Genomic DNA, 22,129 nt, shown 5'->3' with positions numbered 1-22,129 from the left:
GGCTACTTCGCCGCCGGCTCGGGCTGCAGTTCGGCCGGCAGCTCGGGGAATTCCTCGCCCACGCTCTGCAGCCGGCCGCCGAACAGGTCCTCGAAGCGCTCGCTCAGGGCTTCGTAGGTCCAGCCGCCGTCCAGGAACTCGGTGGCCACGGCCTCCGGGTGGGACCACAGCTGCAGCCGGTCGCCACCCACGCCGATCGCCTGGCCGGTCACCTTGGCGGCCGCGTCGGAGGCGAGGTAGGCAACCAGGCCGGCAACGTCGTCGGCCGTGCCAAAGCCCAGGTCCTTGCGGAAGAAGTCCGGCATGGCCTCGCCGCGCTCGTCCGCCTCGACAGCCTTCTGAAAGAACGGCACGGTCTTGGTCATGGCCGTTGCAGCCACCGGGATGATGGCGTTGGCGGTGACGCCGGCCCTCTTCATCTCCAGCGCCCAGGTGCGGACCATACCCACAATGCCGGCCTTCGCGGCGGCGTAGTTGGTCTGGCCGAAGTTGCCCCGCTGGCCGGTGGGCGAGCCGATGGTGATGATCCGGCCGGCCACGCCGTTTTCCTTGAAGTACGCGTAGGCCTCGCGGACGCAGGTGAAGGTGCCGCGCAGGTGCACGTTGATCACCAGGTCGAAGTCCTCATCCGTCATCTTCAGCAGCGACTTGTCCCGCAGCACGCCGGCGTTGGTCACCAGAATGTCCAGGCCGCCAAAGGCCTCGACGGCGGTGCTCACCAGCTGCTTGGCGGTTTCGGTGGAGCCCACCGGAGCCACGACGGCGGTGGCCTTGCCACCGGCGGCCGTGATGCTGGCGACGGCCTCCTCGGCCACCTTTGCGTCAACATCATTGACCACGACGGCGGCGCCCTGGCGGGCAAGCTCCTGGGCGTAGGCCAGGCCAAGGCCGCGGCCGCTTCCGGTAACGATGGCTACTTTTCCGGCCAGTGACATTTGATGCTCCTTGTTCCTGCCCCAGAGGGGTTCATGGGTTTATGCTGGTCTAAAACCTATGACAACCCATATGATTGAAAAAGTCAATCATATTTTCCGGTATCAAGACGTAGCGAGGGAACATGCCCGCACCAACCACGGCCGAGGCGACCGCCTCCAGCCAGCCCACGGCAGGAAACGGGCTCGAGCGGCTGTACACCACGGACCTGGCCAGCGAGATCGAATTCCTCACCGCACGGGCGCGGTCGCTTGGCTCCGGTCGCGCCAACAACATGCTGGCCGAACTTGACTTGAAGGTGCGGTCCTACTCGGTCCTCTCGCTGGCCTGCAGCGGACAGAACCCGTCGCAGCGCGAACTGGCAGATTTCCTGAGCCTGGACCCCAGCCAGATTGTGGCGCTGGTGGACCAGTTGGAGAAGCGCGGAGCCGTGACGCGGGAAGCCGATCCGCGCGACCGCCGGTCCAAGGTCATCGCCCCCACGGCCGCCGGCCGCCGGCTCTTCAAGCGGGCCGAAGCAATCATCCGCCAGGCCTCCGACCAATCCCTGGCCCAGCTGAACGACCAGGAGCGCGAGACGCTGCGCGACCTGCTCCGCCGCATCGCCTTCTGATCCCGCTCCAGCTACCCCTGCCTGGGCTCCACCCCCTCCCCGCCTCCAAAGAACTCTCACCCCCACCCCCAACGACTGTGCAGATAACGCCCTTTTCAGCGCTGAAAAGGGCGTTACCTGCGTACTCGATCTCAGAGGTGTCACCGGGGCCGGTGCGCTGGTTAAAGATAAGGAGCCAGCCACCTCCGCGAAGGAAGTGGCCGGCTCCGGCGCGTATCGAACCGTGGCTAGCTTGCGCTGCCGGCCTGCGTGGCGGCGGCGGGGCGGTGGCCCTGCTTGGCCCGCTGGATCTGCTCGTACACGTGGTGGCGCAGCTCGGTGAACCGCGGCAGCGCACGGGTGTTGAGCTGGTCGCGCTCGTCCGGCAGGTCGATCTCCAGGTCTTCCTGGATCACGGTCGGCGAGGAGGACAAGATGATCACGCGCTGGCCCAGGTACACCGATTCGTCGATGTCATGGGTGACGAACAGGACGGTGACGCCCAGTTTCTTCCAGACCGTACGGATCAGGTCCTCCAGATCGGCGCGGGTCTGCGCGTCGACGGCGGCGAACGGCTCGTCCATCAGCAGCACCTCGGGCTGGTAGGCCACTGCGCGGGCGATCGCCACGCGCTGCTGCATACCGCCGGAGAGCTGCCACGGGTAGGACTGCGGCACATGGTCCAGGCCCACGGCCTCCAGCGCCTCGTCCACCAGCTTGTCGCGCTCGGCCTTGCCCATGCCGGCGTTCTTCAGCGGCAGCTCCACGTTCTCGCGCACGCGCATCCATGGGAACAGCGAGCGGCCGTATTCCTGGAACACCACCGCCATCTTCTTCGGCGGGCCGGTCACCCGGGCCCCGTCCAGCAGCACCTCGCCCTCGGTCGGGGCCAGCAGGCCGGAGATGCACTTGAGCAAGGTGGTCTTGCCCGAACCGGACGGGCCCACCAAGCAGGCCAGCTCCCCCGCTTTCAGGTCGAAGGTCAGGTTGCGCACCGCCTCGATGTCGCCGCCGTCGGTGTGATAGACCTTCTTGACACCGCGGACCGAGAGCATCGCCTGGCCCTCGGGCAGGGTCCTGCCGGTCGAAACGGGAGTGGTTTCAGGCTGCATTTTCTACCTCTCGCAGGCCGTGGTACCAGCGCAGGATCCTGCGCTCGGTGAATTGGAAAATGAACGACATGGCAACACCGATCAGGCCCAGCACTACGATGCCCGACCACATCTCCGGAATCGCAAAGGAACGCTGGAACTGCACGATGGTAAAGCCCAGCCCCGAGGACGAGGCGAACATTTCGGAAATAACCATCAGGATCAAACCGATCGACAGGCACTGGCGGACACCGGCCATGATCTGCGGTCCGGCCGAAGGCAGCACCAGGTAACGCACCCGGGCCCAACCGCCGATCCCGTAGGTGTGAGCCGAATCGGAGAGCACCGAGTCAATCGCCCGCACACCCTCGATCGTGTTCAGCAGCACCGGCCAGATGCAGCCGGAGATGATGACCACAACCTTCATCGAGTCGGTGATGCCCATCAGCAGCATCAGGACCGGAATCAGCACCGGCGGCGGGATCGCGCGGAAGAACTCCAGCACCGGCTCGGTGAAGTCACGCAGCCACTTGACCGAACCGATCAGCAGGCCGGCGGCAATACCGATCACGATCGCGGCCACCACACCGATCAGCAGACGGCCGATCGAGGGCAACACGTCGGAGACAATCCGCTCACCGAACCAGGTCTCGGCAAACGCCTCCGCCAGCGTCGCCGGGGTCGGCACAAAGAAGTTGGTCGTGCCCAGCGTGGAGGCCCACCAGATCAGGACCAGGATGACCGGCAGCGCCAGCCCGTAGGCAAAGCCTTTCAGGATTTTCACACGATCACCTCGGAACGGATGGAGGAATGCCAGGACAACGTCTTGCGCTCAATGAAGCGCATCAGCAGGTTGATCAGCACACCGATCAAACCGGTAGCCAATACCAGCGCATACATCCCGGAAATCGCTCCGCCGGACTGCGCCAGCGCGATCTCCCTGCCCAGGCCCGGAGAACCGATCACCAGTTCGGCCGTAATCGCCAGGATCAGCGCGACGGCAGCCGCCAACCGCACCCCGGTCATCAGGTACGGCAACGCCGTGGGGAACACCACGTAACGGACCCGGGCGAACCGGCCCAGACCGTAGGACTTCGCGGTCTGCATCGCCACGTTGTCCACATCGGCCACCCCGTAGAGCACCTGGATAAAGACCTGCCAGAACGATGCGTACACAATCAGCATCAGCGAGGACTCGATCTTCACGCCGAACAGCAGCACGGCCAACGGAATCAGCGCCACCGACGGAATCGGGCGCAGGAACTCCACCGTGGAGTTAGTCACCTTCCGCAGGAAGTTGGACGAACCGATGATGAAACCAAGCACCACCGCCAGCACCACGGCCATCAACAAGCCCAGGAACCAAGCCAGCATGGTCTCGCCCACCGCCAGCCAAAAAGCGGTCAAGCCGAAATCGTTGAACAGCATCGCGATAACCTCGGATGCCGGCGGCAAAAACCGCGCTTCAACAATCCCCACCCGCGGCACCAGCTCCCACACCAGCAAAAACGCCAAAATCCCGGCCAGCCCCAGCAACTGCTTAGTCGGCCTCTTCTTCGCCGGACGCCTGCGCGGCCGGCTGGCCGCGGCCCCCTGGCCGTCTGTTGTCACCGCCGGAGCGCTCATGGCAGCAGCTCATCCTGGTGCGGCGCTTTATTCAGCGCACATTTCATTTCCACTCCTTCTGCCCCGAGGAGAACGGGGATACAGACCGCGCTTGTTCGCTGACCGAACACGCGTTCACTATTTCAAGTGTGGTCGATGCCACTCAGTGACGTCAAACACTCTAGGGCATCGTTACGCAGCCGAAACCCCAAGACAGTGTTTGACGGTGTTTAACCCTCGTAGATTGAAATAGTCAACGATTTGTGGTTAGAGATTCAGCGCTTCCGACCGAAGAGGAAGTAGGCCACTGGGCCGATGAAATTAATGAAGGATGCCGCGAACCACGCCGGCTTCGGCCCGTTGATCAGGGCCGCCGGCCGCTTCTTCAGGTCCCTCAGCGCGGCGGTCTGCAAGGCAATCTGCACAGCGGCCGTCACGGCAACGCGCAGTTTCTGCCCCCCGCTCAGATCCTTGAAGGACTTTTTCTTCGTGGCCCTCTTCAGTGCGTTCTTCATGGCGGTCTCCCGGTCGATGCAGGCAGCAGGTGCCACAAGTCTAGGCGCGCAACCGCGGAGGGAGTAGGGGTTCAGTGGTCCCGTTCGTACCGCCACGGGAGCGAACCGGTGGAGAGCCGATGCCTGGCCCCGGCGGAAGCAGCCGGCCCGGGACCGGGGTAGGCCTCGTCGCCCGCCCAGACGATGGACCGGCCGGTGACCGGATCATCGATCACGTAGCTCTCAAAGTCGAAGGGCCGCGCGCCGCGAGCTGCATCCAAAGCATCGGCTACGGTGGCGAAGCCGCTCAGCTCGTGCAGCGTGACCCAGGTCGGCGGCACCAGTTGCATGCGACCGGACTGGTGCAGGCGGAGCGCTTCCTTTGGCGACAGCCACGCGTAGCCGGCCAGCTCGCCGTCGTTCAGCTGAACCTCTCCGGCCGGCGCGGCTGCCACGAAAAACCAGGTTTGGAAGCGGCGGACCAGGCTGTGCCGGGGCACCCAGTTGGACAGATGGACCAGCTCCCGCCCGGCGATCCGCAGCCCGGTTTCTTCAAACGTCTCGCGGACGCCGGCAGTCCTCGCCGCCGCCAGCTGCTTGGCAAGGTCCTTGACGACGGCGGTGCCCGCCGCTGCGGGCACGCCGGCTTCCGCTTCGGCCTCCAGATAGTCGTCCGGGTCCACCTTGCCGCCGGGGAATACCCAGGCCCCGGCGAAGGTTCCCTTGCCAGGCCGTTCCAGCATCAGGACCTCGAGTCCGTCTGCAGTGTCGCGCAACAAAACGACTGTTGCCGCCAGCTCCGCTTGGTTCGCCTGACTGTCCACCGCGTTGTCCACGTCCCCTAGCTTAGGTCCGTGGCGGAAATCGTTGGTTCCAGTCGACCGCTTCACCCCACGAGAGGACTTCCAGATGAAGATTGCCGTCTACGGCGCCACCGGCATGGTCGGCAGCCAGATCACCGCAGAGGCACTGCGCCGCGACCATCAAGTCACCGCGATTTCGCGCAGCGGCACCGCGATGGACGGCGCCACGGCCCGGGCGGCCGAGCTATCCGATGTGAAGACCTACAAGCAGATTGCCGGCGAGCACGACGTCGTCGTCCTTTCCATTCCGCCGTCGCGCACGGGAGAACCGCACGCGCCGTTCGTGGACGCGCACGAGGCGATCTCCGAGACCCTCATCCCGGCGCGGCTGTTCGTGGTAGGCGGCGCCGGTGCCACCGAGGTAGACGGTGTGCAGCTGAAGGATCTGCCCGGCTTCCCGGAGGACTACAAGCCCGAAGCCACCACCATGGCCGAAGTTTTGGAACTGTACCGCTCCGCGTCCGGTCTGGAGTGGACCATGCTGGCTCCCGCGCCGCAGATCGCGCCCGGCGAGCGCACCGGCACCTACAAGCTGGGTGCCGACTCACCCGTCGGCGAGAGCGTCTCCACCCAGGATTTTGCCGTGGCCGTGCTGGACGAACTGGAGAACCCGCAGCATGAAAACCGGCGTTTCACGGTAGCCAACTAGGACCGCCCCGTGGCCAGGGTGCGGGCACTGCGCAGTGCCCGCACCCTGGCCAAGCCTATTTGCGGGACAACAGGCGTGTGACCCGGGGCTTTACCTCGGCGGCCAGCAACGTGATGGATTCGAGCAGGTGTTCGTGCGGCAGCCCGCCGATGTCGGTCTGGAGGAAGTGCCGCATGTGCCCCAGATAGCCGTGCAGATGGACGATGCGCTCGGCCACTTCATCCGGGTCACCCACGTAGTAAGCGCCGGGGGCATCCGCCTGGGCCAGGAAGGCCCGCTTGTCCGGCGCGGGCCAGCCGCGCAGCCGCCCCATTTCTACGTTGAGGTTGCGCCAGCCGGGGTAGAACCGCTCGAGCGCTTCCTGCTTGGTTGGCGCCACCAGCCCCAGGGCGGCCACCGACACCTGGATCTCCGGACCCGCATGGCCTGCCTGGGCAGCGCTGCGCCGGTACAGCTCGGCCAGCGGCGCGAACCGGTGCGGAGCACCGCCGATGATCCCGAAGGAGACGGGCAGTCCCAGCTGTCCGGCCCGGGCCGATGAACCGGCGTTCCCTCCGGTGGCCAGCCAGATGGGCAGCCGTCCGGAGGCAGGGCGCGGCACCACGGCCAGGTCCGCGATGGCCGGCCGCCGGGAGCCACTCCAAGTCACTTCGGGCGCGGCGCTGTTGTTGATGGTCATCAGCAGGTCCAGCTTCTGCGCATACAGTTCGTCGTAGTCGCCCAGGTCATAGCCGAAGAGCGGGAAGGTTTCGACCGAGGAACCGCGGCCCGCGGTGATCTCGATCCGGCCCCCGCCGGAGATCGCGTCGGCCGTGGCGAACTGTTGGAAGACGCGGACGGGGTCGTCGGTGGAAATGATGCTGGCGGCGCTGCCGAGCTTGATCTGCTTCGTCGCGGCGGCTGCTGCTGCGACGATCGCGCCGGGTGAGGACGCGGGCATGCTGGTGGTGTGGTGTTCGCCGATCCCGAAATAATCCAGACCGGCCACGTCAGCGTGGACGATCGCCTCGAAGAGGTTGCGGACCGCCTCGGACGTCTCGCGCTGCGAGCCGTCCGGATTCAGCTGCGTGTCGCCGAAGCTGTAGGCACCGATTTCCATGGTGGTTCCTGTTCTGCCCGATGACGTCGTCAGGGAAGGGCTGGTTCGTTGGCCTCGGCCAAGAGGCCGCGGAGCTGTTCGGCGGTGTGGGCCGCGTTGAAGATGGCGGTCCCGGGCTGGAAGAGGCGGCCGGCCGACAGCGGGCCGGCATCTATCGGGTCATAGCCGAGCCGGTCGATGAATCCGGCGACCTTGGCCTTGGCGTCGTCGTCATCCGAGGCAAGCGCCAGGGCCCGGCGATCGGCGGAGCCGGCTTCGCGGCCGTCCACTTCAAGCTCCCGATAGCCAATGTGGTTCAGCGATTTCACCAGCCGCGCGCCGGCGAGGAACTCCTGAATGACCTCGCTGCTGCCGCGCGCGTCGTCGTCGAAGTCGGCAATCACACCATCGGTCTGCGCCCAGTAGTTCATCGCGTCGACGACGGTCCTTCCGGCCAACAGGTCCGGACGCAGCGTGCGGTACTTGTGCAGAGGAACGGCCACGACGACGAGGTCCCCGGCCGCGGCTTCGGCCGCATCGACCGCTTCTGCGCCCGGCGTGATGATCTCGGCCAGCAAGGCGATCTCGTCCGCCGACTTGGCCGTGGCGATCCTCACCCGGTATCCGGCTTTGAGCGCCTGCCGGGCCACAGCTGTGCCCACCCGTCCCGCTCCCAGAATGCCAATCACGCCAAGCTCCATGCCAACTCCAGTTGAGAAAAAATATGTTGCTGGACAGACTATATTGTCAACAGATTATCTGCGCAACTTCGTGTAACCGGATATGATGGGTGGCATGACAGGAGCACCCGCAGCGGCCGCCGCCCGGACGCATGGCCAGATCCCCGGCGATCTCGGCTGGAACCTGGGCATGGTGTTGCGCGGCTACCAGTCCAGGTTCGAGGAGGCCGTCGCCGACATGCCCGAGGGGATCCGCGGCTATCAGGTCCTCTCCGCCGTCGTCCACCGGGATCCGCCGAACCAGCAGGCGCTGGGCTCGCATCTGGCCATCGACCGCACGGTGCTCACGTACCTCTTGGACAAACTCGTTGCTGCCCGACTGGTGGAACGCGTTCCCGCGGCCAACGACCGGCGCGCGCGGAAGATCATCCCGACCACGCAAGGGCGCAGGGCGCTCTCGACGTACGAGGTCCGCGTGGCCGCTGCCGAGCAGAGCCTGCTTTCCGGCCTGGCGCAGGAGGAGGTCGCCTTGTTGTCCGGACTCATCCAGCGGCTCGCCATGGAGGTCCATCGAGCCCAGCCGAACTCCAACCCGTGCGAGGCGATGGACCACCTGCCCTAGACTCGTCCGCATGTGGATCGGTTGGATTGAGTTCGACCTGCTCCTGGGCGATGTCCATTCGCTGAAGGAAAAACGATCCGTGCTGCGGCCGATCATCGCCGAGGTGCATAAACGGTTCGATGTTTCCGTGGCCGAGGTCGGCCAGCAAAGCCTCTACCGGCGGGCGGAACTGGGCATCGGCCTGGTCGGCGCCGATCGGGCCCATGTGGTGCAGGTGCTGGACACGGCCGAAAACTACATCGCCTACCGGCCGGGTGTCGACCTGCTGAGCACCAGGCGGAAGGTTCTCTCCAGCGAAGACTGATGTCCGACAGCGGGGCTCCAAGGGGCCGCGGGGCGCATTGTCCGAGGCCGATGTTGGTAGCGTGGGTCACGCCAATGATCCATGCCACGTCCGGGAGGACCCCGTTGACCACCCCCGCCGCCAACGCGCAGTTTGCCACGGTCGAAGACCTTGTCCGCCACCGTTACGCGTCCGACAAAGCATCGCAGCACCTTGGCATTGAGGTGCTCGAAGCCGAAGAAGGCCGAGTGGTCATGGCAATGGCCGTCCAGGACTACATGCTGAACGGCCACCACATTCTGCACGGCGGATACTTGTTCACCTTGGGCGACACGTGCTTCGCGTTTGTGTGCGAGTCGCTGGGCCGCCCGTCCGTCTCCCGGCAGGCCGAAATCACCTATATCGCCCCCGGGGCGGCGGATTCACGGCTGGTCGCCACCGGCATCGAGCGCACCCGCTTCGGCCGCAACAACATTGTGGATATTTCCATCCACGACCAGGACGGGCAGCATCTGGCCGAACTGCGCGTGTTCGGCGTGCTGGTCCCGAAGAAGTAGTTCCGCACCCCCTGCACGAAGGAGCATCCCATGGTCACTGTGCCCACGATCGACCTCAACAACGGCGTCGCCATCCCGCAGCTTGGCTTCGGCGTTTTCCAGGTGCCGCCGGCCGAAACGCAGCAGGCTGTCGAAGCTGCACTTGAAGCGGGCTACCGCCACATCGACACGGCCGCCGCCTACCGGAACGAGTCCGGCGTTGGCGCGGCCATTAAGTCCAGCGGAATCGCGCGTGAGGATCTGTTCATCACCACCAAGCTCCGCAACGGCGAACAGGCCGACGCCCGCCGGGCTTTTGACAACAGCCTGCGCGAACTCGGCTTGGACTTCGTGGACCTGTATTTGATCCACTGGCCGGTGCCGTCGCAGAACCTGTATGTGCAGGCGTGGCGAGCGCTCGAAGAGATCTATACCGAAGGCCTCAGCCGCGCGATCGGCGTCTCGAACTTCCTGGCCGAGCATCTGGAGAACCTGCTGGCCGCCGGGGGCACGGTGCCGGCGGTCAACCAGATCGAGATCCACCCGACCTTCCAGCAGCGCGACGTGGCGGAGAGCAGCCGCCGGCACGGCATCGCCGTCGAGGCCTACAGCCCTCTGGGCCAGGGCGCTGATTTGGAGAGCCGGACGGTCACCTCCATCGCGGCAAAGTATCTGGCCACCCCGGCCCAGGTGGTGCTCGCCTGGCATCTGGCGAACGGCAACATTGTGATCCCCAAGTCCGCCAATCCAGACCGGATGGCGAAAAACCTGGCCGCAGCCCGGCTCACGCTCGATGCGGAGGACCTAGCCGCCATCACTGCGCTCGACGCCGGCGGCCGCGTGGGCGCCGATCCGGCCACGGCCGACTTCACCCAGCTCTAGAAACGACGGTTGCCGGTGTCCGCGTTGGACACCGGCAACCGTCGGGAACCTGCTGAGCGCTAGAGACTGAGGGCTAGAGCCGGCGGTACTCGGCCACCATCGGGCAGTCGAACGGATCCCGGGCGGAGAGTCCCACCTTGTTCAGGTACTGCACCACAATTCCGTAGGACTTGGGCAGCGACGTTTCCGTGTACGGGATCTTGTGGGTGGCGCAGTATTCGCGCACGATCTCGGCGGCCTTGGCCAGATTGGGCCGCGGCATGCTGGGGAAGAGGTGGTGCTCCACCTGGTAGTTCAGCCCGCCCATCAAGGCGTTGATGGAGCCGCTTCCAAACCGGGTACGGCCGATGATGTTACGGCTGGTCAGGACCTGCCGGCTGAGGAAGTCCACCTTGGAATCCTTGGGGATCAACGGCATGCCCTTGTGGTTCGGCGCAAAGGACGCACCCATGTAGACGCCGAAGACGGCCAACTGGACCCCGATGAAAGCGAACGCCATACCGGTGGGCAGGAAGATGAAAATCGCTGCGATGTACAGCGACAACCGGGCGAAGAGGATAGCTAGTTCTCGCTTGCGGCCCTTGACCTGACCGCGGGCAAACAACGATTTGATCGACGTGGCGTGCAGGTTGAGGCCCTCGAGCATCAGCAGCGGGAAGAAAAGGTAGCCCTGGCGGCGGGTGAACCAGGCCATCAGGCCCTTGCGCTCGGCCGCCTGCTCCGGCAGGAAGGAAATGGTGTCCTGTTCGATGTCAGGATCTTTGCCAATAGTGTTCGGGTTGCCATGATGGCGGCTGTGCTTGTTCATCCACCACTGGAAGCTGATTCCCACAACAGCGTTGGCCAGGAACCTTCCGGCACGGTCGTTAGCGGGACCGGACTCGAAGACCTGCCTGTGGGCCGCCTCGTGGGCTAGGAACGCCAACTGCGTGAACAGGATTCCGAGCGCTGCGGCAATCAGTAGCTGGAACCAACTGTCGCCCAGCAGCACGAACCCTGTCACCGCGCCGCCGAGTCCCAGCGCCAGCGCAACGAACAGGCTGATGTAGAAGCCGCTGCGCTTCCTGAGCAGGCCGGCATCCCGGACCGTGTTCAGCAGCTGGGAGTAGCCGGTGGCAGCCGACGAACCGCGCTTGCTGCGGGTGGAGGTTGCTGGTGGAGATACAGATATGCTCATGCGGCCTTCAGTGGATCGAGTCCGACTTCCCAGCCGCTTCAGTAGGGCGGATACCCCGTAGATGAAGATCACTCTACTCGGACATGCTGAACGCACGCTGAACGCCGCACGGCCGTGGTACTGCCATTCGGCATCCCGGCCGCTATCCTGTACAGTGAATCTTGTAGTTGTTGTGTTGCGCATTTGATTTTGAGCAACAGGTCCTTCACCGAAGGACTTGTGCTTCTCTGAACGGCGGACGAAAAACACCGCTGCAAGCGATTCGTGAAGTCCGCGGATTGTGAATTACTCGGAGGAGTACAAAAAATGGCAACTGGAACCGTCAAGTGGTTTAACTCTGAAAAGGGCTTCGGCTTCATCGCTCCGGACGACGGCTCGGCCGACGTTTTCGCTCACTACTCGGCCATCGAGAACAGTGGCGGATACCGCGAACTGCGTGAAGACCAGAAGGTTGAATTCGAAACCGTGCAGGGCCCCAAGGGCCTGCAGGCTGCTAACATCCGCGGCCTCTAAGACGGCAGCGGTAACGCCGCACTAGTCTTTCCAATGGAGCCGGTTCCCGCACGGGAACCGGCTCCATTGTTGTGCCGTCGCTTTCCTGTTTGCCGGCGACTTTCCCTCCCACTGGCAGGAATCGGGTATCCGGGGGCAAACTTAAGGCATGCCCTTGACCCCAGCGACCGCCAGTTCCGGATCCTTCCTGGCCGACATGGTCCTGCAGATCCTCTTGTTTACCGGCATCACCATGCTGTGCGTCGGCACTGCTGCGGCCGTGGGCCTGTGGCTGGTGATTCGCAGGATCCGGCGCTCCCGCAGGCTCCGGAACGGGCTGCGCAGGGGAACCCTGACTGTGCACAGCTATACCAAGGACGACGCCGGCCGCCGCCTTGCGCGGCATCGGCTCGGCCTGCAGCGCTCGGCCGAAGCGACGGAACGTGCGTTGGCCGCTGCCTTCGCGGAAGGCCGCCCCGTCGGCGAACTGCCGCTGGTGGCGGGCAGGCTGCAGGCCGCGTCCCGGTCCTTGGATGAACAGTTGAAGCTGGCCGAGGGAGAGCCGGAGCCAGGGGTGAAGCGCTCGCTGGCCGCCAGCTTGACCGGCCGTACGGAACAGCTGAACAAGCTCTCCGGCGAGCTGCGCCAGCATTTGATGGAGGCCGGCTATTCAGCCGACGCCGAACAGTTGGAACTGGCCAACAGGCACTTGTCCCGCGAGGTCGAAGCGTTGAATGCGTGGTCTTCGTCGTACAGAGGCACCTCTGACGGCCACGGCACCGTTGTCCCGCCACGAGGTTGGCTGTACGTCCAGCCGCGCCGCCAGTCCGCTCCGGCGAAGCGCCGGCCCAACCCCTCCAGGAGCTAATGTGTCCATCAAACGCCGCATCGGACGCATTATCCGTGCCAACCGTACGGCCAAAGAGGCGCCGGTGGATCCACTGGCCACCATCGCGGCCAGCCAGCAACAACAGTATGAAGCCGTGGACCAAGCCCGACGCAGCGTTGCCGACATCGCCGCTGACTGCCGCCGGATCGAGTTGCTGCTGGACGAGGCCAAGGCAGAGCAGGCCTACTGCGACCGCTACGCCGAAGAGTGCGTAGCCAGGGGCGACGACGACGGTGCCCGCGAGGCCCTGCACCGCAGCATCACCGCGTCCAAACGGGTGCAAGCGCTCTCCCGGCAGTATGAGCGCATGGCCGATCAGTGGCGCCAACTGAACGGCGAGCTGGGCCGGCTGTCTCTTCGGATCGACGAAAGTCGGATGCAATTCCAGGCCCTTCAAGCCCGCCACAGCGTGGCCCAAGCCACGCTCGGCATGCAACAGGCCGCGTCGGCGGCAGCCGGCAGCGCAACCGGCATCCAGTCCGCTGCCCGGGATGCCGAGCGGGAGACCCGCCGAATCGAGGCCGAGGCAGCTGCCCGTAATGAAATTGCCTGGTCGGATCCGGACTCGCCCCAGGTACAGGCCGCCTTCGAATGGCTCGAGGCCAGCGCGGAAGTCGAGGGCCAGCTGGGAGAACTCAAGACCAAGGGCAACCAGCCGCCCCGCCCGTGAAACTCTAGGTGCCGAAGAGCTCCGGGCTGTCCTGTTCTTGGCTGGTCGGCCAGCGGATACCCTATGACTCATGCCCGCAGAATCTGCCAACAGCAACCGGATGCTTGACCGCATCACGGCGATCCTCGACGCCGTCGACGGGGGCGCCGCTTCCGCCACCGAGTTGGCGCACCGCACTTCCCTCTCTGTTTCAACGGCGCACCGCCTCGCCCAGGCCATGGCCAACTATGACTATCTGGCCCGCACCCCGTCCGGTGACTTCCGGCTCGGCCCCCGGTTCATCCGCTCGCCGCTTCTGGCCATTGCCGAACCGGCACTTGCCGAGCTGCGCGACGAGACGGGCGAGACGGCGCAGCTCTGGGTCCGCCGCGGATCGCAGCGAGTCTGCCAAGTGAGCGCCGACAGCCGCAGCGAGCTGCGGGTCACCCTGGCACGGGGCAGCAGCCTCCCCCTCCCCGCCGGTTCAAGCGGCCGAATCCTGGCCGGCCTGCCGGAAGCGCTCCAGGCCATTGACGAAAACGGCTGGGATGAAACGGACAGCGAACGCACTCCGGGGCTGGCGTCGGTCAGCGCTCCCGTCCGGGCCGAGGGCGCCATCGTAGCCACGGTCTGCCTTGCCGTTCCAGTGTCACGAATCCGAACCACTGTTGGCCAAGATTACGGCCCCCAGGTGAGTGAAGCCGCGCGCCGCATTACCGAAGCCCTCGCGATTTAACCACGAGATACATTCCGCGTTGGGCGTACTTCCTATATGTTGATAATGTGATTCCCGTCTCGTGGGATTTCGCAAGCGCTTCCCCCCACGATTTCATCTTGGCTGCGTTGGGAAGAACGACTTCCTGCGCCTTCTCGTAGAGGAATGACCTTGAAAACCACTGTTTCCGGCTTGGTGGCCCAGTCCGTGGCCAAGCATGTTTCACATGCTTTCGCACTCATGGGCAATGGCAACGCCTGGTTCCTTGACGCGCTAGCCAAGACTCAGGTGGAAGTCACGGCGGTCCGGCATGAGGCGGGGACGGTGGCAGCCGCCGATGCGTACCACCGGGTGTCGGGCAAACTCGCAGTGGCCACAACCACCTACGGCCCAGGGTTCACCAATGCCATCACCCCGTTGGCCGAGGCGGCCCAGGCCCGCACCCCCCTGGTTCTGGTCACCGGGGATGCACCGACGCCGGGCCCGCGAGCCTGGGATGTGGACCAGGCCGCGATTGCGGCCGCCGTTGGAGTTCCTACCTTCACCGTGGATGCCTCCTCTGCAGGGAAGGTAACCGTTGAGGCCATCCACCATGCGCTGGCCCACCGGACGCCTGTTGTCCTGGCCATTCCCTACGATCTGGCACCTCAGGCGGTCGAGTCGGAGGCCATCCCCGATCTCCCGGCCCTGCCGGCGCCGCTGGCACCGGAGCCAGAGGCCGTGGCGCGTGCTGCCGCCGTGTTGACCTCCGCCCGGCGCCCCCTGGTTCTTGCCGGCCGCGGTGCCAAAGCGGCGGCGGCCGAGTTGCACGGTCTGGTCGGCAAGCTGCGCGCGCTGACTGCCTCCACGGCTCCCGCCCGCGGCTTGTTCGCCGGACAGCCGTGGGACTTGGGCGGAGCCGGAGGCTTCGCGTCGGAAGCATCCGGCTCCCTCATCAAGCAGGCCGACGCCGTCTTGGTGGTGGGGGCAGGACTGAACCAGTTCACGACTGCTTTCGGGCATGCGTTCGCTCCGGATGCAGCGATCATTCAGGTGGACATCGCCGAAGCTCGCACGAACCCGCTCGTGACGGATTTTGTCCGCGGCGATGCGCTGCTGGCCGTCAAGGCGCTGGCCGAGGCGCTCGGAGAGCCGGTTTCGTCCCGTGAGCCTTGGCAGGGAACCGTGTCCGAAGCGAAGAACAGCCGGCACCACTTCGACCGGGAGCCAGGCGAGGTGGCTGCGCCGGACGGCCGGTTGGACCCGCGTAGTGCGATGCGGCAGCTGAACGATATCCTGCCGACAAACCGGGTTGTCGCCTCCGACGGCGGCCACTTCATCGGATGGGCCAACACCTATTTTGACCTGCCTGCCGCCGACAGCATCACGCTGGTCGGCACCGCTTACCAGTCCATCGGTCTTGGCCTGCCGTCCGCCGTCGGCGCCGCCGTCGCCCGGCCGGACGCTACGGTTGTCGCCGTGACCGGGGACGGCGGAGGCCTCATGGCTTTGCCGGACCTGGATTCGCTCATCCGAACAGCCCGCAGCGCCGTCGTGCTGGTCTTCAACGACGCCGCCTACGGCGCCGAGGTACACCAGTACGGGTCGCAGGGCCTGGACCAGGAGATCATGCGAATCAACCAAGTGGATTTTGCTTTGGCCGGCGCATCCTTCGGCGCCCAGTCCGCCGTCATCCAGACACTTGACGACCTGGCTGCTGTACAGGCATGGGTCGACGGCGGCGCCAGCGGCACCTTCGTCGCCGACCTCCGGGTCTCCGGGGGCGTTGTGGCCCCGTACATCCTGGAGATCATCGAAGCGACCTTGAAGAAGCAGTAGCCGGGGCGCCGCTCCGGCGGGCCTCGAGGCGGCGCCCCCGGCCACAACGGAACCGCTGACTCCTCTAGGATGGTCACGGCCACCGGGGCCAAGGCAGCGCGGCAACGGAAAGATGGATGATGGCTGAGATGCGGGAGACCTTACTGCAACGCGAAGCCCTTGAGCCCAGTGCTGCGGAGAGCGCCTGATGGCTGCCGACAAGCCGGTGGTCGCCGTCCTGTACAAGGACAATCTCCCGCCGGGCATGGCGGACGTGGAGGCTGTCGCCGAGGTACGGTATGCCACCGCGGACCAACTGGCCGAGGCGCTCCAGGGGGCGCACGTACTGTTGCTCTGGGACTTCTTTTCCTCCGCGCTGGAGGATGCCTGGCATGCCGCCAGCTCGCTGGAGTGGCTCCATGTGGCCGCCGCCGGCGTCGACAAGCTCCTGTTTGAAGACCTGCGGGAATCCGGCGTGGTGGTGACCAATGCCCGCGGCATCTTCGACCGGCCGATGGCAGAATTCGTACTCACCGGGATGCTGGCCTTCGCCAAGAACCTGCCCGGCCTGCTGTCCCTGCAGCGGGAGCGGACCTGGCAGCATAGGGAGACCGAGCGGCTGGAATCCAGCCGTGCGCTGATCGTTGGCACCGGAGCCATCGGCCGTGAAATCGCCCGCGTCCTCAAAGCCGTGGGCCTGCTCGTCGCCGGGGCCGGGCGCACGGCACGCAGCGGTGATGCGGATTTCGGCGACGTCTACGCATCATCGGAGCTGGCCGCCGTCGTCGATGGTTTTGACTGGGTGGTGGTGGCGGCCCCGCTGACCGAGCAGACCCGGCATCTGGTCGACGCGCCCGTGCTGAAGGCCATGAAACCCACCGCCCGGCTGATCAACGTGGGCCGCGGCGCCAGCGTGGATACCGAGGCGTTGGTGGAGTCGCTTCAGGCTGGCGCCATCGCCGGCGCGGCCCTGGACGTGTTTGAAGTCGAGCCGCTGCCGGCCGACCACCCGTTGTGGACGATGGACAACGTGATCATCTCCCCGCACCTGAGCGGCGACGCCCGGGGCTGGCTGCCGCAGCTCGCCGGCCAGTTCGCGGACAACTTCGGCCGCTACGTCCGGCAGCAGCCGCTGGAGAACGTGATCGACAAAAAGCTGGGCTTCGCCGCACCGTCCTAACCCTGGTTACAGCGACGACGACCGAGATGGCTGCCGCCTGCCAGAGCATCTGGATGGACGGCACCCGCGGCGAAGTACTCGGGTTCAGCCGGCATTCGGAGGAGCAGTAACCCGCCGCTCTGAGGATTCTGGTCCGGAGGTTCCCGACACCGCGCCGCCCATCGTGCCAAGCAGTTCCGCGGCGACCGCGACGGCGATGGCGGCCGGGGCCTTGCCGCCGATGCCGGGCAGGCCAATCGGGCAGCGGATGGAGTCGACGTCCTCATGCCCTTCCACGCGCAGCCGCTGGCGGAACCGAGCCCACTTAGCCGTCGAGCCGATCAGGCCAACGTCCAATCCGCCGCGGCGCAGCGCGGCGTCGCACAGCAGGAAATCCTCGGCGTGGTCATGAGTCATGATGTAGACATGCGAACCGGCCGGCAACGCCTGCAGCACTGTCTCCGGTGCCGGCGTGTGGTGGACCGTGACGGTGGCGCTGCCGGCGGTCACGTCGGCCAGCCGGAGCAGATCGAGCTGCCCGGTCCGGCTGTCGATCAGGTACAGGCGCAGGCGCAGCCGGGAGAGAATCCGGGCCAACTCGAACCCCACGTGCCCGACGCCGAAGATCGCCACTACAGGATCATTGCGCAGCGGCTCCAGGAGGACCTGAACCTCGCCGCCGCAGCACTGGCGTCCGTGCTGGTTTGCCGCGTGCTCGTTGAGGGCAAATGTCAGGGTTTCGGGCGCGCCGGACGCCTCGTCAATCATGCGGCGGGCACGATCGATCACCTCGGCCTCAAGGTTGCCGCCGCCGATGCTGTCCCACAGGCCGTCGGCGGCGATGACCATCTTGGCGCCGGCCTCCCGCGGTGCATGGCCCCGCACGGAGACCACGGTGGCGAGCACGCCGGGGCGTCCGTCGTCGCGCAGATTCTGCACTGCAGAGAGCCAGTCCATCATCAGCCCGCTCCCGATGCGGCCGGCGTCGTCGCGGGTACTGCGCGCCCTCCGGCGGCAGCCCGGGCGTCCTGGACAGCCCAAAACACGGCTTCCGGCGTCGCCGGGCTGGGCAGTTCGAGCGGACGGCCTGCCGGCCCGAAGGCAGCAGCGGCTGCGCGCAGGGCTTCGCGCACGCTGAAGGCAAGCATCAACGGCGGCTCCCCCACCGCCTTGGACCCGTACACCACACCGCTTTCGGTGGCCCGCTCGTACAGGTGGACGTTGAACTCCTCGGGCATCTCGGAGAAGCTGGGGATCTTGTACGTGCTGGCGGCCTGCGTTTCCAGCCGGCCCCGGCCGGGCCCGGCAGACGTGTCCCAGCGCAGTTCCTCCAGGGTCAGCCAGCCGGTGCCCTGGACGAAGCCGCCTTCGATCTGGCCCAGGTCGATCAGCGGGGACAGGCTGTCGCCGACGTCGTGCACTATGTCGGTGCGCAGGAACCGGTAGGCGCCGGTGAAGCCGTCCACCTCCACCTCGGAGACCGCGGCGCCGTAGGAGAAGTACTTGAAGGGCTCCCCCTGCATATTTGCGGCGTCCCAATGGATGCCCTCGGTCCGGTAGAAGCCGGCGGCGAAGAGCGGTGTGCGCTGGAAGTACGCCGTGTGCACCAGCTCGGCAAAGGACAGGCTCTCGGTTGAGCCCAGGCTGGTCACGCGGCCGTCGACGAAGCGCACGTTGTAGGGCTGGGTGTCCAGCTTGCGAGCCGCTACTTCGGCCAGTTGCTCGCGGATCTGCTCGCAGGCGTGCTTCACCGCCCCGCCGTTGAGATCGGCGCCCGAACTCGCTGCCGTGGCCGACGTATTGGGCACCTTGTCCGTCCGCGTCGGGGCCAGCCGCACGAAGTCCAGCGGCACGCCCAGGGCGGTGGCGGCCACCTGGCGCATCTTGGTATGCAGGCCCTGGCCCATCTCCGTGCCGCCGTGGTTGACCAGCACCGAACCGTCCTTGTAGACGTGCACCAGCGCTCCGGCCTGGTTGAAGGCGGTGAAGTTGAAGGAGATGCCGAACTTCACCGGCGTCATTGCCAGCCCGCGTTTGCTGTGCTCGTGGGTGGCGTTGAAGTGCTCCACCGCTGCCCGGCGCCGCTCGACGTCCGCCCGCGATGACAGCTGTGCCCAGATGTCATGCAGCCGTTCGGCGTGCCGGACCGGCTGGCCGTATGGAGTGCTCTGGCCCGGTGCGTACAAATTGCGGCGGCGCAGCTCGGCCGGATCGATGCCCAGTGCCGGAGCGCAGCGACCCAGGATGTCCTCGATGACCAGCATGCCCTGCGGGCCGCCGAACCCGCGGAACGCCGTCTGCGAGGTCTTGTTGGTCTTGGCGATCCGGCCGTGGACCTCAACGTCGGGGATGAAATAGGCGTTGTCGATGTGGCAGAGGGCGCGAGCCAGGACGGGCTCGGAGAGATCCAGGCTCCACCCGCCGTCGGACGTGATGGTGGCGCGCAGCGCGAGCAGGCGCCCGTCGTCGTCGAACCCCACTTCCCAGCTGGCGCACATCGGATGCCGCTTGCCGGTCAGGGTCATGTCCTGGGTGCGGTTCAGCCGCAGCCGGACTGGCCGCCCGGTGAGCACCGCGCCGAGCGCGGCGACGGCAGCCAGCCCGTGCGGCTGCATTTCCTTGCCGCCGAACCCGCCGCCCATCCGCAGGCACTGGACGGTGACCTCGCTGTTGGACAGGCCCAGCACGTGGGCGACGATCTCCTGGGTCTCCGAGGGGTGCTGGGTGGAAGACTGCACGAAGACCTGCCCGGACTCGTCAACGTGGGCCAGCGAGGCGTGGGTCTCCAGATAGAAGTGCTCTTGGCCGCCGAACTCGAACGTTCCGCTGAACCGGCGCGGCGCGCGCTGCAGCCCGGACTCGGCGTCGCCGCGGGCAACCACCGGCTGGTGTCCCTGGTAGCTGGCGGCGTCGATGGCCTCGGTGAGGGTCAGCAGCGACGGCAGTTCTTCGTAGTCGACCTCCACGGCCGCTGCCCCCAGCCGCGCGGCCTCGGCGGTTTCGCCCAGCACCCAGCAGACGGCGTGGCCGTGGTACATCACTTCGCGGGGAAAGAGCGGTTCGTCGTCCTTGGCGCCGGCGTCGTTGACTCCGGGCACGTCAGCGGCCGTCAGGACCCGGACCACACCCGGAATGGCCGACGCCGGCTCGGTGTGCAACGCCGTCACGTAGGCGTGGGCGTGGGGTGCCTGCACGGGCCACGCATGCAGGCATCCGCGCATGCGGCCGACCAGGTCGTCCGTGTACAGGGCGGTTCCGGTCACATGCAGCGCCGCGCTCTCGTGTGACACCGTCTGTCCCACGGCGGGATTGGCTGGCCGGTCGGCAAGCGCGCTCACCGGATCACCTCCAGCTCCGGGGCGCTCTCGGCGTAGAAGCGCAGCATCGCCTGCTCCAGCATCGCGGTGCGGTAGCGGGCGCTGGCCCGGTGGTCGTCCATCGGTGTGCCTTCGCCTGCCAGGATGCCGGCAGCTTCCGCCGCGCTCTCCGCGGTCAGTTCCGTGCCGGTCAGCGCGTCCTCGGCGGCCCGGGCTCGCAGCGGCGTCGCGGCCACGCCGCCCAGTCCAATCTTCAGATCGGTCAGCACGGCGCCGTCGAACCGGGCCGCGAAGGCGACCGCCACGGAGGAGATGTCGTCGAAGCGCCGCTTGGCCACCTTGTGGAAGGCGGTGCTTGGGGCCAGCGGCAGCGGCAGCCGAACGGCGCGGATAATCTCGTCCGGTTCCCGGACGCTCCGGCGGTAACCGGTGAAGTAGTCGGCGAGCGCCACTGGCCGGTCGCCGCGTCTTGAGGTCAGCACCAGGGTGGCGTCGAGGGCCAGCAGGACCGGCGCGGCGTCGCCGATGGGAGATCCGGTCCCGAGGTTTCCCCCGAGCGTGGCGCTGTTCCGGATCAGCCGGGAAGCGAACTGCGGGAAGAGTTTGTTCAGCAGCGGCACCCGCCCGCCCAGTCCCTGCTCCACCTCGGTGAGCGTGAGGGCAGCCCCGATATCCACGTGGTCGGTTCCCACGTCCAGGCGCCGCAGTTCCTCCATCCGGTCGATGGCCAGGACCAACCGCGGGCGGCTGTGCCGCAGGTTCCGTTCAACCCCGACGTCGGTGGCCCCCGCCACGAGGACGGCGTCGGGCTCCTGCTCCAACCGATCCAGGAGTTCCTGCAGCGTCCCGGGACGGATAAATTCCGCCCGCTCGGAGACGAAACGGGTCAACCGGAGGGCCGGCGCCGGCGCCTCCCGCCGGGCGGCCAACTGATCCCCGTCCGCCGGCGCACCTAGGGCATACGCGGCGTCGCGGATGGGTCGGTAGCCGGTGCAGCGGCACAGGTTTCCGCTCAGCGCATGCAGGTCGAACCCGTTGGGGCCGTGGTCGGGAGCAGGCTCGCCGGCGGCGGCGGGCCGCCGTTCGGGACGGTAGTACTCGGCCGCCATGGCGCAGACAAAGCCAGGCGTGCAGTAGCCGCACTGGGAGCCGCCGCGGTCCGCCACTTCGCGCTGGACCGGGTGGAGCTCCTCGGCAGTGCAGGCGCCCGGGGCGCGTCCGAGCCCTTCGGACGTGACAACTTCCCCGCCGTCGAAAGCCAGCGCCGGCGGCAGGCAGGAATTGACCGCGGTCCAGCGGGTGCGGTCCGGACCATCGGCGCGCGCCACCAAAACGGCGCAGGCGCCGCATTCCCCTTCCGCGCAGCCTTCCTTGGCCCCGGTCAGGCCCTGGCCACGCAGCCAGTCAAGCAAGCTGACCTGCGGCCCGGCGGCCAACACCCGCGGCACGCCGTTGACCTTCACCTGATGCGGCTCCATTGCCTCACGCTCCTCCGCCGTCGGAACATGGGGCTGGATCTCAGCAATCTCCGGTCGGCTCGTCGCAGTAACTGCCTCATGATAAAACGTGAACACCTGCATTGGAATGGCTGCCCGGAAACACTTGCTTCAGAGCACGACGGCGAGG

The 22,129-nt window shown here is 66.5% G+C and carries 24 protein-coding genes; 12 read left to right on the top strand and 12 right to left on the bottom strand.

Features of this window, described 5'->3' with window-relative positions; all coding sequences use genetic code 11:
• Window positions 1-2: 2 nt before the first annotated feature.
• A complete protein-coding gene (locus MNQ99_RS02420) occupies window positions 3-935 on the bottom strand; it encodes an SDR family NAD(P)-dependent oxidoreductase (RefSeq protein WP_241914302.1) in 933 nt (310 codons plus the stop codon).
• Window positions 936-1,057: 122 nt separating this feature from the next.
• On the opposite strand from MNQ99_RS02420, the gene MNQ99_RS02415 reads away from it, so the two are divergent.
• On the top strand, window positions 1,058-1,546 hold the full coding sequence (locus MNQ99_RS02415; RefSeq protein WP_127512312.1) for a MarR family winged helix-turn-helix transcriptional regulator: 489 nt from the start codon (window positions 1,058-1,060) through the stop codon (window positions 1,544-1,546).
• A 227-nt stretch (window positions 1,547-1,773) separates the two neighbouring features.
• Here the strand turns inward: MNQ99_RS02415 and MNQ99_RS02410 are convergent, their stop codons facing one another.
• From MNQ99_RS02410 to MNQ99_RS02390, 5 genes are all read right to left on the bottom strand, one after another.
• Window positions 1,774-2,637, bottom strand: a complete 864-nt coding sequence (locus MNQ99_RS02410; protein WP_127512311.1) for an ABC transporter ATP-binding protein — start codon at window positions 2,635-2,637, stop codon at window positions 1,774-1,776.
• On the bottom strand, window positions 2,627-3,400 hold the full coding sequence (locus tag MNQ99_RS02405; protein WP_241914301.1) for an ABC transporter permease: 774 nt from the start codon (window positions 3,398-3,400) through the stop codon (window positions 2,627-2,629). The genes MNQ99_RS02410 and MNQ99_RS02405 overlap by 11 nt, the downstream gene beginning before the upstream one ends.
• Window positions 3,397-4,242 carry an ABC transporter permease gene (locus MNQ99_RS02400; RefSeq protein WP_241914300.1) on the bottom strand — a complete coding sequence of 282 codons (846 nt, stop codon included), beginning with the start codon at window positions 4,240-4,242 and terminating at the stop codon, window positions 3,397-3,399. Before MNQ99_RS02400 ends, MNQ99_RS02405 begins: the two co-directional genes overlap by 4 nt.
• A 254-nt stretch (window positions 4,243-4,496) precedes the next feature.
• A complete protein-coding gene (locus MNQ99_RS02395) occupies window positions 4,497-4,736 on the bottom strand; it encodes a PLD nuclease N-terminal domain-containing protein (protein WP_241914299.1) in 240 nt (79 codons plus the stop codon).
• Window positions 4,737-4,807: 71 nt separating this feature from the next.
• The gene (locus MNQ99_RS02390; RefSeq protein ID WP_241914298.1) at window positions 4,808-5,551 is read right to left on the bottom strand and encodes an NUDIX hydrolase; all 744 of its coding nucleotides are present in this window, start codon (window positions 5,549-5,551) and stop codon (window positions 4,808-4,810) included.
• Window positions 5,552-5,624: 73 nt separating this feature from the next.
• Between MNQ99_RS02390 and MNQ99_RS02385 the strand changes: the two genes are divergently transcribed.
• Window positions 5,625-6,227, top strand: a complete 603-nt coding sequence (locus tag MNQ99_RS02385) for an NAD(P)-dependent oxidoreductase (RefSeq protein WP_241914297.1) — start codon at window positions 5,625-5,627, stop codon at window positions 6,225-6,227.
• A 55-nt stretch (window positions 6,228-6,282) separates the two neighbouring features.
• Here MNQ99_RS02385 and MNQ99_RS02380 read toward each other — a convergent pair whose 3' ends face one another.
• On the bottom strand, window positions 6,283-7,326 hold the full coding sequence (locus MNQ99_RS02380; RefSeq protein ID WP_241914296.1) for an LLM class flavin-dependent oxidoreductase: 1,044 nt from the start codon (window positions 7,324-7,326) through the stop codon (window positions 6,283-6,285).
• A 29-nt stretch (window positions 7,327-7,355) separates the two neighbouring features.
• A complete protein-coding gene (locus MNQ99_RS02375; protein ID WP_241914295.1) occupies window positions 7,356-7,994 on the bottom strand; it encodes an NADPH-dependent F420 reductase in 639 nt (212 codons plus the stop codon).
• Between the two features lie 106 nt (window positions 7,995-8,100).
• Between MNQ99_RS02375 and MNQ99_RS02370 the strand changes: the two genes are divergently transcribed.
• From MNQ99_RS02370 to MNQ99_RS02355, 4 genes are all read left to right on the top strand, one after another.
• Window positions 8,101-8,607 (top strand): MarR family winged helix-turn-helix transcriptional regulator, encoded by a 507-nt coding sequence (locus MNQ99_RS02370; RefSeq protein ID WP_127512303.1) that lies wholly within the window; start codon window positions 8,101-8,103, stop codon window positions 8,605-8,607.
• 10 nt (window positions 8,608-8,617) lie between these two features.
• Window positions 8,618-8,911 (top strand): DUF503 domain-containing protein, encoded by a 294-nt coding sequence (locus tag MNQ99_RS02365; protein WP_127512302.1) that lies wholly within the window; start codon window positions 8,618-8,620, stop codon window positions 8,909-8,911.
• A gap of 104 nt (window positions 8,912-9,015) precedes the next feature.
• A complete protein-coding gene (locus tag MNQ99_RS02360) occupies window positions 9,016-9,447 on the top strand; it encodes a hotdog fold thioesterase (RefSeq protein WP_164745404.1) in 432 nt (143 codons plus the stop codon).
• Between the two features lie 30 nt (window positions 9,448-9,477).
• Window positions 9,478-10,308: an aldo/keto reductase gene (locus MNQ99_RS02355; protein ID WP_241914294.1), complete on the top strand. Its 831-nt coding sequence runs from the start codon at window positions 9,478-9,480 to the stop codon at window positions 10,306-10,308.
• A 73-nt stretch (window positions 10,309-10,381) separates the two neighbouring features.
• On the opposite strand, the gene MNQ99_RS02350 is transcribed toward MNQ99_RS02355, so the two are convergent.
• Complete coding sequence (locus MNQ99_RS02350) at window positions 10,382-11,485, bottom strand: fatty acid desaturase family protein (protein WP_127512300.1); 1,104 nt, start codon at window positions 11,483-11,485, stop codon at window positions 10,382-10,384.
• Window positions 11,486-11,791: 306 nt separating this feature from the next.
• Here MNQ99_RS02350 and MNQ99_RS02345 point away from each other — a divergent pair, with 306 nt between their 5' ends.
• The 6 genes from MNQ99_RS02345 (at window position 11,792) to MNQ99_RS02320 (ending at window position 17,207) form a co-directional block, all read left to right on the top strand.
• Window positions 11,792-11,998 (top strand): cold-shock protein, encoded by a 207-nt coding sequence (locus MNQ99_RS02345; protein ID WP_127512299.1) that lies wholly within the window; start codon window positions 11,792-11,794, stop codon window positions 11,996-11,998.
• A 148-nt stretch (window positions 11,999-12,146) separates the two neighbouring features.
• Window positions 12,147-12,845, top strand: a complete 699-nt coding sequence (locus MNQ99_RS02340) for a hypothetical protein (protein ID WP_241914293.1) — start codon at window positions 12,147-12,149, stop codon at window positions 12,843-12,845.
• Between the two features lies 1 nt (window position 12,846).
• Window positions 12,847-13,536 (top strand): PspA/IM30 family protein, encoded by a 690-nt coding sequence (locus MNQ99_RS02335; protein WP_241914292.1) that lies wholly within the window; start codon window positions 12,847-12,849, stop codon window positions 13,534-13,536.
• 70 nt (window positions 13,537-13,606) lie between these two features.
• Complete coding sequence (locus MNQ99_RS02330) at window positions 13,607-14,251, top strand: IclR family transcriptional regulator (protein WP_241914291.1); 645 nt, start codon at window positions 13,607-13,609, stop codon at window positions 14,249-14,251.
• Window positions 14,252-14,395: 144 nt separating this feature from the next.
• Window positions 14,396-16,048 (top strand): thiamine pyrophosphate-binding protein, encoded by a 1,653-nt coding sequence (locus tag MNQ99_RS02325; protein ID WP_241914290.1) that lies wholly within the window; start codon window positions 14,396-14,398, stop codon window positions 16,046-16,048.
• Window positions 16,049-16,235: 187 nt separating this feature from the next.
• Window positions 16,236-17,207 carry a D-2-hydroxyacid dehydrogenase gene (locus tag MNQ99_RS02320; RefSeq protein WP_241914289.1) on the top strand — a complete coding sequence of 324 codons (972 nt, stop codon included), beginning with the start codon at window positions 16,236-16,238 and terminating at the stop codon, window positions 17,205-17,207.
• A gap of 84 nt (window positions 17,208-17,291) precedes the next feature.
• Here MNQ99_RS02320 and xdhC read toward each other — a convergent pair whose 3' ends face one another.
• From xdhC to MNQ99_RS02305, 3 genes are read right to left on the bottom strand one after another with little or no spacing between them, the layout of a single operon-like run.
• Complete coding sequence (xdhC, locus tag MNQ99_RS02315) at window positions 17,292-18,146, bottom strand: xanthine dehydrogenase accessory protein XdhC (protein ID WP_338423112.1); 855 nt, start codon at window positions 18,144-18,146, stop codon at window positions 17,292-17,294.
• Window positions 18,146-20,524 (bottom strand): xanthine dehydrogenase molybdopterin binding subunit, encoded by a 2,379-nt coding sequence (gene xdhB / locus MNQ99_RS02310; RefSeq protein WP_241914288.1) that lies wholly within the window; start codon window positions 20,522-20,524, stop codon window positions 18,146-18,148. Before xdhB ends, xdhC begins: the two co-directional genes overlap by 1 nt.
• Window positions 20,521-21,981, bottom strand: a complete 1,461-nt coding sequence (locus tag MNQ99_RS02305) for a xanthine dehydrogenase small subunit (protein ID WP_241914287.1) — start codon at window positions 21,979-21,981, stop codon at window positions 20,521-20,523. Before MNQ99_RS02305 ends, xdhB begins: the two co-directional genes overlap by 4 nt.
• Between the last annotated feature and the right edge of the window lie 148 nt (window positions 21,982-22,129).

It is taken from the genome of Arthrobacter sulfonylureivorans (genome assembly GCF_022637435.1).
Lineage (GTDB): Bacteria > Actinomycetota > Actinomycetes > Actinomycetales > Micrococcaceae > Crystallibacter > Crystallibacter sulfonylureivorans.
This window is presented reverse-complemented; position numbering and strand designations above follow the sequence as displayed.